Annotated in this window: 13 protein-coding genes and 1 pseudogene; 4 read left to right on the top strand and 10 right to left on the bottom strand. The window is 70.3% G+C overall.

Annotation, left to right across the window (positions count from 1 at the left end; genetic code table 11):
* Window positions 1-82: 82 nt before the first annotated feature.
* Complete coding sequence (locus ACWDN5_RS43800) at window positions 83-682, bottom strand: hypothetical protein (protein WP_310975749.1); 600 nt, start codon at window positions 680-682, stop codon at window positions 83-85.
* A gap of 81 nt (window positions 683-763) precedes the next feature.
* Between ACWDN5_RS43800 and ACWDN5_RS43795 the strand changes: the two genes are divergently transcribed.
* Together ACWDN5_RS43795 and ACWDN5_RS43790 are read left to right on the top strand one after the other, a co-directional pair.
* Window positions 764-1,441, top strand: a complete 678-nt coding sequence (locus tag ACWDN5_RS43795; RefSeq protein ID WP_449680420.1) for an N-acetyltransferase family protein — start codon at window positions 764-766, stop codon at window positions 1,439-1,441.
* Window positions 1,323-1,892, top strand: coding sequence for an LmrA/YxaF family transcription factor (locus ACWDN5_RS43790; protein ID WP_449680421.1), 570 nt, complete (start codon window positions 1,323-1,325; stop codon window positions 1,890-1,892). Before ACWDN5_RS43795 ends, ACWDN5_RS43790 begins: the two co-directional genes overlap by 119 nt.
* Here the strand turns inward: ACWDN5_RS43790 and ACWDN5_RS43785 are convergent.
* From ACWDN5_RS43785 to ACWDN5_RS43765, 5 genes and pseudogenes are all read right to left on the bottom strand, one after another.
* Complete coding sequence (locus ACWDN5_RS43785; protein WP_449680419.1) at window positions 1,889-3,019, bottom strand: epoxide hydrolase family protein; 1,131 nt, start codon at window positions 3,017-3,019, stop codon at window positions 1,889-1,891. The genes ACWDN5_RS43790 and ACWDN5_RS43785 overlap by 4 nt on opposite strands.
* Before the next feature lie 53 nt (window positions 3,020-3,072).
* Window positions 3,073-4,896: a GmrSD restriction endonuclease domain-containing protein gene (locus ACWDN5_RS43780; protein WP_449680418.1), complete on the bottom strand. Its 1,824-nt coding sequence runs from the start codon at window positions 4,894-4,896 to the stop codon at window positions 3,073-3,075.
* An 86-nt stretch (window positions 4,897-4,982) separates the two neighbouring features.
* A pseudogene (locus ACWDN5_RS43775) lies at window positions 4,983-5,425 on the bottom strand (SDR family NAD(P)-dependent oxidoreductase); the annotation flags it as partial.
* A gap of 72 nt (window positions 5,426-5,497) precedes the next feature.
* A complete protein-coding gene (locus ACWDN5_RS43770; protein ID WP_449680417.1) occupies window positions 5,498-6,481 on the bottom strand; it encodes a glutathione S-transferase family protein in 984 nt (327 codons plus the stop codon).
* 8 nt (window positions 6,482-6,489) lie between these two features.
* Window positions 6,490-6,966 carry a MarR family winged helix-turn-helix transcriptional regulator gene (locus tag ACWDN5_RS43765; RefSeq protein WP_310976295.1) on the bottom strand — a complete coding sequence of 159 codons (477 nt, stop codon included), beginning with the start codon at window positions 6,964-6,966 and terminating at the stop codon, window positions 6,490-6,492.
* 107 nt (window positions 6,967-7,073) lie between these two features.
* Between ACWDN5_RS43765 and ACWDN5_RS43760 the strand changes: the two genes are divergently transcribed.
* Entirely contained in the window at window positions 7,074-7,631 is a 558-nt protein-coding gene (locus ACWDN5_RS43760; protein ID WP_310976294.1) for a YceI family protein, read from the top strand.
* A 22-nt stretch (window positions 7,632-7,653) separates the two neighbouring features.
* Here ACWDN5_RS43760 and ACWDN5_RS43755 read toward each other — a convergent pair whose 3' ends face one another.
* Entirely contained in the window at window positions 7,654-8,256 is a 603-nt protein-coding gene (locus tag ACWDN5_RS43755) for a TetR/AcrR family transcriptional regulator (protein ID WP_310976293.1), read from the bottom strand.
* A gap of 44 nt (window positions 8,257-8,300) precedes the next feature.
* Here ACWDN5_RS43755 and ACWDN5_RS43750 point away from each other — a divergent pair, with 44 nt between their 5' ends.
* Entirely contained in the window at window positions 8,301-8,909 is a 609-nt protein-coding gene (locus ACWDN5_RS43750) for a pentapeptide repeat-containing protein (protein WP_449680416.1), read from the top strand.
* On the opposite strand, the gene ACWDN5_RS43745 is transcribed toward ACWDN5_RS43750, so the two are convergent.
* From ACWDN5_RS43745 to ACWDN5_RS43735, 3 genes are all read right to left on the bottom strand, one after another.
* Window positions 8,910-10,910 (bottom strand): glycoside hydrolase family 31 protein, encoded by a 2,001-nt coding sequence (locus tag ACWDN5_RS43745; RefSeq protein ID WP_449680415.1) that lies wholly within the window; start codon window positions 10,908-10,910, stop codon window positions 8,910-8,912.
* Between the two features lie 20 nt (window positions 10,911-10,930).
* Window positions 10,931-11,746, bottom strand: a complete 816-nt coding sequence (locus ACWDN5_RS43740; protein ID WP_449680414.1) for a carbohydrate ABC transporter permease — start codon at window positions 11,744-11,746, stop codon at window positions 10,931-10,933.
* Window positions 11,743-12,061 (bottom strand): carbohydrate ABC transporter permease (locus tag ACWDN5_RS43735; RefSeq protein WP_449680413.1); only part of this gene is annotated, 319 nt, incomplete at its 5' end. The genes ACWDN5_RS43735 and ACWDN5_RS43740, both read right to left, overlap by 4 nt.

Here is a 12,061-nt window from a genome sequence, read left to right as displayed (position 1 = left end):
TAGACGCGGAACCGGCGTTCGTCGGTGCGGGCTTCGGCGGAGACGGGTGGTGTCCTGAGCCGCCGGCGGGAAGACCTCCGGCTCAGGGAGCGAGACCGTGGCGCGCCAGTTCGTGCCCGGCCAGCTTCGCGATGACGTCCCGGTCCCGCTCCCGCCAGCCGGTGGCCGGCTCGCCCACCGAAGCCAGGCGGTGCAGGGGCTGCGTCGCGAGGGCGCGCAGGGCCAACAGGTCCAGCCCTTCGTCGCCGAGGGCCCGCAGCCGCGCGGCCGAGGTGGCGCGGCGCGTGTAGTGCCAGCGCAGCGGCAACCACGACACCAGGAGCGTCAGCACGGGCAGGGCGATGATGACCGCCGCCAGCCACCAGGCCAGGTTCTCGACGGCCTCGATCTGCCAGTGGCCGGCGTCCGTGAGCTTCGTGCCGACGTCCGAACCGCCGTGCAGGGCCTTGGCCAGGGCGTCCCCGACGAGCGGGAGGCCGTCGGCGGAGTTCGCCGCGGAGTCGAACGTGCCGCGCAGGCCGGTGCCGGCGTCGACCAGCCCGTCCCCGGGTGCCCGCAGCTTCATGACCTGGTCGTACACCGACGTGCCCAGCCACACCGCGATGACGACGAGCAGCACGGCCAGGAGGTCGCTGACGAGCTGGGCGGTCCGGCGGATCGGCCGTTCGGCGTAGAGCTGCATCGAGGACGCCTTTCGCGGTGGGGGAGCGCGGCCACGGCAACGTACCCGGGTCCCGGCCGGGCGAACCGGGCGCGGCGGCCTATGACACCTGTCATGGCGTTTTCCGGCCCGGTGTGCTCTCATGGGACTATGACCACTGTCATAGAGGTCGCGGACCGCGCGCAGGTCGCCACGCTGGTCGCGGCCTGCTCGCCGGAGAGTCTCCGGCGCCGGTTCATGATGGGCGGCCCAGCCCGGCCCGCCGATGTTTTCGAGCGGTACGAACGGTTTTTGCTCGCCGGTGTCGCGTTGCTGGCCTTCCGCGACGGCGCTCCGGCCGGGCTGCTCAACTTCGTCTCGGAGACGCCGGGGGAAGCGGAAATCGGGATCCTCGTCGCCGACGCGTGGCAGCGGCAGGGGGTCGCCAGTGCGCTGAGCCGGTGGCTGTGGGCGTCCGGGCGCTGGCCGGGCTGGACCGTGCGGGCCACCGTGCAGGCCGGGAACACCGGCGCTGAGGCGCTGCTGCTGGGGCAGGGGTTCCGGCCGGTGCCGTCGTACGAGCGCGGCGAACGCGACTTCGCGCTGGTCGTGCCGGATTGGGCTACCATGACGGACGTCATGAAGGAGGAAGCCGATGGCCAGGACCCCGCGCGAGCGGATGGTGCTCAGCGCCGCGCAGCTGGTGCGGATCCACGGTGTCGGGGCGACCGGCATGCGGGACGTGGTCGCCCACGCCGAAGCCCCGCGGGGGTCCCTGCAGCACTACTTCCCGGGCGGTAAGGACCAGCTGATCGCCGAAGCCGTCACCTGGGCCGGCGACTACGCCGCCCGCCGCGTGGCTCGCGTCGCGGCCAAGCTCGCCGACCCGACCCCGGGGAACCTCTTCGCGGCGATGGCCGCCCAGTGGACCGACGAGTTCACGACGTCCGGCTTCGACGCAGGCTGCCCCTTGGTGGCGACGGTCGCGGACACGGCCGCCACCAGCGACAGCCTGCGGGAAGCGGTGGGCAAGGCGTTCGAGGGCTGGCAGCGCCCGGTCGCGGCGACCCTCGAGCAGCTGGGCGTGCCCACGACCCGCAGCGCGTCCCTGGCGGTGCTGATGCTCAGCGCCCTGGAGGGCGCGATCGTCCTGGCGCGGGCGCACCAGGACGTCGCACCCCTCGAGACGGTGGTCGAGGAGCTGCGTCCGCTGCTCGACGGCGCTGTGGCCAAGCGCCGCCGCCGGGCCTAGAGGCCGCGGAAGAACTCGCGGATGTCGGTGACGAGTGTTTCGGGGGCTTGCAGTGACGCGAAGTGCCCGCCGGTGTCGTACTCGGTCCAGCGCGTGACCGTGTTGGACAGTGCGGCCAGGCCGCGGATCGCGTGGTCGCCGCGGAAGTTCACCACCGCGGTCGGGACCCCGGAGGACGCGGGACGTTCGCCCCAGCCGTCCTGGCCGGCCTCGAGGTAGAGGCGCGCGGCCGAGCCGGCGGTGCCGGTGAGCCAGAAGATCGTCACGTTCGTCAGGATCGCGTCCCGGCTCACCGGGGTCTGGTCCGTGGCGGTGGGATCCCAGTCGACGAACCACTCGAGGTTCCAGGCGAGCTGCCCGGCGGGGGAGTCGTTGAGGGCGTAGGCGAGGGTCTGCGGCCGGGTGGCCATCTGGGTGGCGTAGCCGGAGTGGGGGTACCACCAGGCTTCGTTCTCCCGCGCCTGCTTCCGGTCCTCTTCGGACAATCGGTCGAGGTCCCCGGGAGCGGTCGGCACCCCGGCATTGGCGACGGCGTTGAGGTGCACGCCCAGCAGGGCATCAGGGGCGACCCGGCCGAGTTCGGGGGAGACGATGCTGCCGAAGTCGCCACCATGGGCGCCGTAGCGTTCGTAGCCGAGCCGGCGCATCAGCTCGGCCCAGGCTTTCGCGACGCGGTGGGTGTTCCAGCCACGTTCGGTGGTGGGTCCGGAGAAGGCGAACCCGGGCACCGATGGTGCGACGACGTGGAAGGCGTCCTTGGGGTCACCGCCATGGGCTCTCGGGTCGGTGAGGGGGCCGAGGATGTCCCGGAAGTCGGCGATGGTGCTGGGCCAGCCGTGGGTGATGATCAGGGGAGTCGCGTCTGGCTCGGGGGAGCGGGCGTGGACGAAGTGGACGTTCTGGCCGTCGATGGTGGTGGTGAACTGGGGGTACCGGTTCAGGCTTGCTTCCTGGGCCCGCCAGTCGAAGCCGTGCTGCCAGTAGCCGACGAGGTCGGCGAGGTAGGCCTGGCTGACGCCGTAGTCCCAGCCGGCGTCGGGGAGCTCGCCGGGCCAGCGGGTCCGGGCCAGGCGGTGGCGGAGCTCGTCGAGGTCCGACTGGGGGATGTCGATGTGGAAGGGATCCATGGGGGCGACGATCTCGCGGATATAGGACAGGTGATGTCCTCTCCGCGCAGGTGTCAGAGACCGCCGCTGAACACGCCTCTCAGCTCGTTGTCGACCGGTGAGTCGGTCTGCACCTCCTTGCCCATGACCCGGCTGATCAGGGACAGCAGGGCGCGTTCGCGCTGACTCACCACCGTCTCGAAGTCGTCATTCCGCAGGTCGGCCGCCGAGACCTGGTGGGACCGCACGTTCCGGTCAATGGTCTCGGGCGTCGTTTCGGCGTTCTTCGCCAGCCCGCGGAGGTAGACGGACGGCGGCCGGCCACCGATGATCCGGTTGGTACGCGCCGTCAGCGGAGTCTTGTTGACGATGGAGTTGTAGCGATTGGCGTCGATGCCCGCCTTTTCGCACCAGACCTTCGGGAAGATGTGGTGGATGTCCACTGCGTTGTCGAAGTAGTTCTCGTCCGACATGTCCGACCCGGTGCACCAGTCCAGGGGGCTTTCACGCAGCAGCAGGGCGTAGATGCCTTTGTAGGCAGCGGACCCACGAGTCCGCAAAGACCACAATCGGCCCGAGACGAACTGGGCTTCCTGCACCGTCCTGGGCTCTGTCTCGGCACCGCGAACCCAGTCGACGAGATCGGGGACGTCTCGGGCGAACCGGGTTTCCGTGGTTCCGCCGTAGAGCTCGCCGAAGACTCCGCACCAGTACCAGCGGGAGATCTTCTGACGGGCACCGACCGTATCGGCTTGCTTCCGCAAGAGCGCGAAGACGGCGGCCATCGGGATGAGCTGGCTGCCGTAGGGGAGGAAGCGGGTGTCGAAGATGTGCTGGGCGTGGAGGAATTGCGCCGCGGCCTTGAGGCCCTCCGTAACATCCGGAGCCCACTTCAGGTATTCCGGCAGGGTCAGGTTGAGCATGTCCGCCCGGCGGCAGCCGATCCTCGGAGCACTGGCTTCGTCGCGGCCGGCTTCGATGGCGGCCTGCCGCCGCTCGATGGTCGCCAGCAAGGCCACCGCCTGCAGAAAGTCGGTGTTGGCGACGTTGGCCAGGATGTCGTACTTTCCCGTGGTCCAGGACTTCCGGCGATCGTCCCAGTCCTGGCGCAGGTCGAAGTCGTCGGCGGCGAACGTGGCGGTGAGCAGCTCGAAGACCGTAAGTGTGACGCCGCCGGTGTTGACCTTCTCGAAGACCTGGCAGACGGCCTGCCGCGGCGTGCTCCGGCCCAGTTCGATGACGGGCAGCTGGTACTGGATGAAGCGCTGGACCACGGCGTCGTGGAAGCTGCCCCACAGCTTGAGGTTCTCGTTCTGCCGCGCGGGATCGAACTGGAAGAAACCCATCATCCACGGCATCGAGTCGAACAACGAGGTGCAGGGGAACATTCTCGCCGCGAATTCCTTTTCGGACGTCGACAGGTCGAGGACCGGGCGGCCGCGGAAGTCGAGGCGGACCTTCGTCTCCGGCACGAACACGATGGCGTCCTCGCGGTCACCGTCGTCGAGCACAGCCCGCTCCATGTCGAGGTAGAACCAGCCTTTGACGTCCTTCCCCCGGACGTCCTGCGTCTCGACCGGAGCCTTGCGGTGGATCGACTGGTAGAGCGACGTCAGGCGCTGCTGACCGTCGAGGATCAGGCGGTCAGGCGCCGTCCGCGACGATGGCTGGGCGCCTTCGACGGCTCTCGTCTTGAAGCGCGTTTCCCCACCTTGCCGCAGCATCATCACGGTGCCGGCCGGGTAGCCGAGTGAAATCGAGGCGATCAGGCTCGCGATGTTGCGGTCCGGCCACACCCATCCGCGCTGGAACTCCGGCAGCTGCGTCTCTCCGCGGTCGACCTGCGTCAGCAAGTCCTTGAGAAACTCCTTCTCGATGCCGAACGCCTCTACACCCACGCCGTCTCCTGTCCCTTGCGCCTTCCGGACTGAGTCGTGCGCGAACGGCGAAAGGTTTCAGGTCGGAGGTCAAGGACGGATATCGATCAGGTGTGGGTGCCGCCGTCGATGCGGATCTCCGTGCCCGTGATGAACTTGCCGTCCTCGGAGGCCAGCATCGCCACCACGCCGCCACTGTCTCCGGGCCCGCCACCGCGTTGCCCACCTCCGGCGTGTGGTCCGTCGGCAGCAGCGGGAGCAACCGGCCGAACAGCGAAAAGTCCACGTTCGGCGGCAGCCGGCTCGCCGCCGAGTCCGTGATGCCGCTCTTCACGCTCCCCGGCGCGATGCTGACCGCGCGCAGGCGCGCGCTGTACGCCGCCATGTACGGGTGGGCGAACGAGGCCGACGTCGAACTGAAGTTGACCACCACGCCCGCCGGGGACCGCAGCAGGGCCGCGCGCGTCACCAGGAACGTGCCCGTCAGGTTCACCGCCAGCACCCGGTTCCACAGCTCCAGCGACGTCTCGTGCGTGTGAGACGCCAGGAGGCCCGGCAGGCGCCGGTGACCAGGACCCGGCGATCGCGCAGGCGGTCCATGGCGATCACCGTAGCCAACATCTCAGAGCGCGGGCACCCTCTCGGACTCCGGCGGCGGGCCCGGCGGGGTCCCGTCGCCGAACGGGCGGCCCCCGAGCTCCTCGCGGCCGTGCGGGGTGAGCCAGCCGGAGCTGTCCGGGCCGAGCGGGACGATCCCCGTCGGGTTCACGTTCTTGTGCACCACGTAGTAGTGCTCCTTGATCTGGGCGAAGTCGATCGTGTCGCCGAAACCCGGCGTCTGGAACAGGTCGCGCGTGTACGCCCACAGCACCGGCAGCTCGGTCAGCTTCTGCCGGTTGCACTTGAAGTGCCCGTGGTACACCGCGTCGAACCGCACCAGCGTGGTGAACAGCCGGACGTCGGCCTCGGTGATCGTGTCGCCCACCAGGTACCGCTGGTTCGCCAGCCGGTCCGACAACCAGTCGAGCCGGGCGAACAGCTTCCGGTACGAGTGGTCGTACGCCTCCTGGGACCGGGCGAAGCCGCACTGGTACACCGCGTTGTTGACGTCGGTGAACACCTTCTGCGCCACGTCGTCGATCTCGTCGCGCAGCTTCTCCGGGTACAGCTCCGGCGCGCCGTCGCGGTGGTACGCCGTCCACTCCGTCGACATGTCCAGCGTCATCTGCGCGAAGTCGTTGGTGACGACCTGGCCGCTCGGGATGTCGACGAACGCCGGCACCGTGATGCCGCGCGGGTAGTCCGGGTCGCGCTTGAAGAACGCCTCCTGCAGGCGCTCGATGCCGAGGACCGGGTCGCGGCCCCCGGGATCCAGGTCGAAGCTCCAGCTGCGCTCGTCGTGGACCGGGCCCGCGATGCCCATCGACAGGACCGGCTCGAGGCCGAGCAGCCGCCGGACGATCACCGCGCGGTTCGCCCACGGGCAGGCCCGCGCCACCACCAGCCGGTAGCGGCCCGGCTCGACCGGCCAGCCGTCGCGGCCGTCGGCCGTGATGCGGTCCGGGAGGTAGTTCTGGTCGCGCTTGTACTCGCCCTTGTCGCTCATCGGCGTCCTCAGCAGTCGTCGGTCGGGGGAGCGGTGTCCAGTGCCGTGGCCAGCCGGGCCAGCACCGGCCCGGCCGTGCGGATGTCCTCGGCGCTCAGGTGGTCGAACACCGCGGCCCGCACGCGGGCGAGGTGGCTCGGGTAGGCCGCCTCCAGTCTGGCCAATCCGGCCTCGGTCAGCACGGCGTTGGACGCGCGGCCGTCCTCGGCGCAGCGGCGCTTCTCGACCAGGCCGCGGCGGGTCAGGTCGTCGACGACCCGGCTGATCCGGCTCAGCGACAGCCCGGTGGTGGCGGCCAGGCCGGAGATGCGGAGCAGGTGGTCCGGCGCTTCGGACAGCGCGACCAGCACGCCGTAGTCGGTGATCGCCAGGCCCGTTTCGGGCAGGAACTGGTCCTCGAGCGCGCGCGGAAGCGCCGTCATGATGCGCATCAGCGGCCGCCAGAAGGCGGCTTCGTCGAGGTCGAGAGCGGACAGTTCACCCATGCGGGCAACACTACCGAAAGCTTGCTTGCGCAACCAGCCAAAGTGAGTACAGTGTCGTTGAACCCTCAATCACCTGGGGGCGCCACCACGAGGAGAGAAGAACAGCGATGACCAGCGCGACCACCTACCCCCAGCTGACCGGCGAATACACCCTCGACGCCGCCCACTCGCGGATCGGGTTCGTCGCCCGGCACGCGATGGTGACCAAGGTGCGCGGCAGCTTCAACGAGTTCACCGGCGCCGCGACCATCGACGGCGACGCGCCGGAGAAGTCGAGCGTCCAGGTGACCATCCAGGCCCACAGCATCGACACCCGCAACGCCGACCGCGACGGGCACCTGAAGAGCAACGACTTCCTGTCGATGGACGAGTACCCGCAGATCACCTTCACCTCGACGGAGATCAAGCAGACCGGCGAGACCAGCTTCGACGTCACCGGCGACCTGACCATCAAGGACGTCACCCGTTCGGTCACCATCCCGTTCGAGTTCGAGGGCTCGGCGAAGGACCCGTTCGGCAACGACCGGATCGGCTTCGAGGGCTCCACCTCGATCAGCCGCAAGGACTACGGCATCACCTGGAACGCCGCGCTGGAGACCGGTGGCGTGCTGGTGAGCGACAAGGTCACGTTGGAGTTCGAGATCTCCGCGATCAAGTCCGCCTGACTTCCGGGAGCGGGAACCGGGCTCACCGGTTCCCGCTCGCCCGCAGGTTCCCGATGCCGACGTCGAGCGCCGCTTCGAGGTGGTCGATGCGTCCGGTCGACAGCATCACCACGACCCCGCCCTGGATGCCCGCCAGCAGGGCGGCCGCCGCGCGTGGAACGTCCAGGTCCGCGCCGACCTCGCCGGCCCGCTGCAGGTGGCGGATGCCCGCCTCGAGCTCGTCCTGCCAGCGCCGCAGCAGTTCGGTGACCACGGCCTGCGCGCCCGGGGTCGCGCGGCCGAGCTGGGAGATCAGCACGTTGAGCGGGCAGTGCTGCCCGCGGCTGTCGTAGTGCGAGACGACCGTGTCCCGCCAGCGCTGCCAGCCCGCCCACGACGTCAGCCGGCCCAGCTGCGGCTGCTGGACCGCCAGGACCTGGTCCGCTTCGAAGCGGGCCACCGCCAGCAGGAGCTCTTCCTTGCCGTCCGGGAAGTAGTGGAACAGCTGGCTCTTGCTCGTCCCCGTCCGCGCCCGGACGTCGTCCAGCGTCGTGACGGCGACACCGCGCTCGCGGATCTCCGCCGCGGCGCCCTCGACGATCCGCTGCCTGGTCGCCGCACCCTTCGGGGTCAGCCTTGGACTCACAGGTCCACTTTAATTCGCTGGCGGCGACCGGGAGAATTCCGGGTATGTCCACCGTCACGCCGTTCGCGGTCCTGGCCGTGATCGGCGCCGCCTCCGGCTCGGTGACGGCGTGGCTGCTCCTGCGCCGGGACCGGCCCGCCGAGGTGCTGACCCCGTCGGCGCCGCCGGAGCCGGTCCCCGACGAGGTCGCCGCCCGGCTGCTGGCCGACGAGCACACCGTCCGGCTGGCCGAGCTGGCCTCCTTCGCCGAGCAGGCCGACGGCGACCCCGAGCGGCGCCAGGAGTGCGTCCACGCCATCGCCGCCCGGTTCGACGACGACTGGCCGGACCCGGTCGCGTGGCAGGCCGAATTGTGGCAGCTCCTGCGGCCCCACCTGCGGCGCGAGTCCCCGCGGTTCTGGCCCGGGATGGACCTCGACCTCGACTACCTGGTGCTCCACGCGGTGGACCTGCGCGGCTGCGAAGTCCGCAGGGCGAGCTTCGTGGAGACGTCCTTCGCCGGTCCCGTCGACTTCACGGGCGCGACATCCGCCGAATACGACTTCACCGGAGCCCACGTCCGGATCGACGCCGACGTCGTCCGGGTCTGGCCGCCGGGCTGGGAGCCGGGCGAGCCCGAGCCGCAGCCGTGGGTCGAGCTGCGGGAGCGGTGACTACTCCCGGATCGGCAGGTCCGCCCCGTCGCGGAGGAACACCGGGATCCGGTCCGCCGGGGCCGGCGCCTCGACCCATTCGCCACCGTCGTGGCGGGTGCCGGTCACCGCGTCCGTCCAGGTCGCTCCGGCAGGCAGGTACACCCGCCGCGAGGTGACGCCCGGCTCGAGAACCGGGGTCACCAGCACGTCCGGGCCGAGGAGGAACTGGTCGTCGACGTCCCAGGCGGCGCTGTCCGCCGGGAAGTCGACGAACACCGGCCGCATCGGGGGGATGCCCTGCTCGTGGGCCACCCGCATCTGCTCCATCAGGTACGGCCGCAGCCGCTCCCGCAGGCGCAGCGACGCCGTGATCGACTCGTACGCCGGTTCACCGAACGACCAGACCTCGTTGGGACCGCCGGTCATCTTCGGCCCGAACGCCGGGCGCGGGTCGCGGTAGCCGTGCAGGCGGAACAGCGGGCAGAACACGCCGTATTGGAACCAGCGCACCATCAGCTCGCGGTACTCCGGCGAGTCGGGGTCGCCGCCGTGGAAGCCGCCGATGTCCGTCGTCCACCAGGGGATTCCCGCGAGCGCCACGTTCAGCCCCGCCCGGACCTGCGTCCGCAGCGACGCCCAGGTCGCTCCGATGTCACCCGACCAGAGCGCCGCCCCGAACCGCTGGCTGCCCGCCCACGCCGACCGGGACAGCAGCACCACTTCGTCGTCGCCTTCGGCGCGGATGCCGTCGTGGAACGTCTGGGCGTTCGCCTGCGGGTAGAGGTTGAACACCTCCGCGCCCGGGCCGGCGTGGAAGCCCAGGTTGTGCGGGTGACCGGGCTGGATCTCCGGCTCGTCGCCGTCCAGCCACCACGCGCGCACGCCCAGGTCGTAGTAGTTCTCCTTGACCTTGCCCCAGACGAACCGCCGCGCCTCCGGGTTGGTCGCGTCGTAGAACGCCACCGGCATCTCGACGCCGAACCCCTTGTCCTTCCAGGGCGCGTGCGCCGGGACGCCGCTCTCGGCGGCCACCAGCAGGCCCTGCTCGTGCAGCTCCCGGTAGTTCTCCGAGAGCGGGCTGACCGACGGCCACACCGAGACCATCAGCTTGACGCCGAGGTCCGCCAGCTCGCGCACCAGCCCGGCCGGGTCCGGCCACTCCGCGGTGTCGAACTTCCAGTCGCCGAGGTGCGTCCAGTGGAAGAAGTCCGCCACGATCACCGACAGCGGCAGCCCTCGCGCGTGGTACTCCCGCGCGACGGACAGGAGCTCCTCCTGCGTGCGATAGCGCAGTTTCGACTGCCAGAACCCGGCCGCCCACTCGGGCAGCATGGGCGCGTGCCCGGTCGCGTCGGCGTAGTGGCTCAGGATCTGGCGCGGGCCGTCGCCGGTGGTGATCCAGTAGTCGAGCTGACGCGCGTCGTCGGCGACCCAGCGGGTGCCGTTCTCCGCCAGCTCGACCCGGCCGACGGCGGGGCTGTTCCAGAGGAACCCGTAGCCGCGGCTGGACAGCAGGAACGGTACCGACACCTCGGCGTTGCGCTGCACCAGGTCGAGCACGAGGCCCTTCTGGTCGAGCCGGCCGTGCGTGTGCTGCCCGAGGCCGAACAGCCGCTCGCCCTCGTAGGCGCTGAACCGCTGTTCGAGCCGGCCGTAGCCGTTGCGCGAGGGCATGAACAGCCGCGCGCCGGGCCACCAGAAGTGCGCGCGCTGCTCGGACAGCAGCTCCTCGCCGGTGTCCGTGCGGACGAACTTGAGCTGCGCGTCGATCCCGGTGTCGGTGTCGGCGATCTCGACGATCGCGGTGAGCGGGCCGTTGACGACCCGGCCGGTGCGTCCCTCGGCGGATGCGGTCGCCGCCGAGGGCTTGGCGGGCAGCAGCGCGCCCGGGGCGTCTTCGATGATGCGGTGCCGTCCGGCCCGTACGCGCAGGCTGCCCTCGCCCCACGGCTCGATGCGCAGCACCTCGTGCCGCACCCTGACTTCGAGCGAGCGGCCGTCTTCGGTCGTGGTGATCACGCGGGTCTCCTTGGAAGAGGTCAATCTTTGACGGCGCCGCTGGTCAGCCCGGCGACGACGTAGCGCTGGGCGACGACCAGCAGGACCGCCGCGGGGATCGCGGCGAGGACGGCGGTGGCCATGATCCCGTTCCAGTCGGCGGACTGGTTGCCGACGAACCGGTAGATGCCCACGGTGATGGGCTCGAACGACTGCCCGGTGGTCAACGTGACCGCGAACAGGAAGTCCGCCCAGGCGAACAGGAACGAGAACAACCCGGCGGTGACGAGGGAGTTGCGGCTGACCGGTAGGATGATCGAGAAGAACGTGCGCCAGTACCCGGCACCGTCCACCCGGGACGCTTCGGTGAGCTCCTTCGGCACGGAGATCATGAACGCCCGCAGCAGGAGGATGGCGAACGGGATGGTCGCGGTGGAGTCGGCGAGGACGAGCCCGAGGTAGTTGTCGATCAGGCCGAGGTTGCTGAACACGGTGTAGAGCGCGTTGGCCATCACGATGCCCGGGATCATCTGCACGATGAGCAGCACGAACACCAGCGCCGGGCCGCCGCGCACCTTCAGCTGGGCCAGCGCGTACGACGCCGGTGCCGCCACCAGCAGCGACACGACCACCGTGCCGAGTGCGACGACGACGCTGGAGAGCAGGTTGGGGCCCTGCGTCGAGACGGCCTTGCGGTAGCCGTCCAGGGTGCCGCCGACGGGGAAGAACGCCGGGTCGGGGCGCAGCAGGGCGCCGCTGGGCTGCAGGGAGGCGTTGATCATCCAGTAGAGCGGGAACAGCAGGACCGCGACGATCAGCACACCGAGCACGGTCCGCGGCCAGTTCGCCGTCTTCATGCCGCCTCCGCCAGGGTCGCCTTGGCCGAGCGCAGGTACAACAGCCCGAAGACGGTCGCCACCACGATGAGGACGTTGCCGACCGCCGCGCCCTGTCCGAAGGCGAAGTCCTGGAACGACAGCCGGTACGACCACGTGGTCAGCGTCTGCGTCGCGTTGGCCGGCCCGCCGCCGGTGACGACCATGATCACGTCGAACACCTTGATCGTGTAGACCAGCCCGAGCATGAGCACGATCCCGGTGACCGGCCGCAGCAGCGGCCAGGTGACGTGCCGGAACCGCTGCCAGGCCCCGGCGCCGTCGAGCTCCGCGGCT

The sequence above is a fragment of the Amycolatopsis sp. NPDC003731 genome, from assembly GCF_053586895.1.
This window is presented reverse-complemented; position numbering and strand designations above follow the sequence as displayed.

Coding starts and splice junctions, on each gene's coding strand:
- ACWDN5_RS43800 (WP_310975749.1), bottom strand. CDS start 682: ATGCAGCTCTACGCCGAACGGCCGATCCGCCGGACCGCCCAGCTCGTC.
- ACWDN5_RS43795 (WP_449680420.1), top strand. CDS start 764: ATGACACCTGTCATGGCGTTTTCCGGCCCGGTGTGCTCTCATGGGACT.
- ACWDN5_RS43785 (WP_449680419.1), bottom strand. CDS start 3,019: ATGGATCCCTTCCACATCGACATCCCCCAGTCGGACCTCGACGAGCTC.
- ACWDN5_RS43770 (WP_449680417.1), bottom strand. CDS start 6,481: ATGAGCGACAAGGGCGAGTACAAGCGCGACCAGAACTACCTCCCGGAC.
- ACWDN5_RS43765 (WP_310976295.1), bottom strand. CDS start 6,966: ATGGGTGAACTGTCCGCTCTCGACCTCGACGAAGCCGCCTTCTGGCGG.
- ACWDN5_RS43760 (WP_310976294.1), top strand. CDS start 7,074: ATGACCAGCGCGACCACCTACCCCCAGCTGACCGGCGAATACACCCTC.
- ACWDN5_RS43750 (WP_449680416.1), top strand. CDS start 8,301: ATGTCCACCGTCACGCCGTTCGCGGTCCTGGCCGTGATCGGCGCCGCC.
- ACWDN5_RS43740 (WP_449680414.1), bottom strand. CDS start 11,746: ATGAAGACGGCGAACTGGCCGCGGACCGTGCTCGGTGTGCTGATCGTC.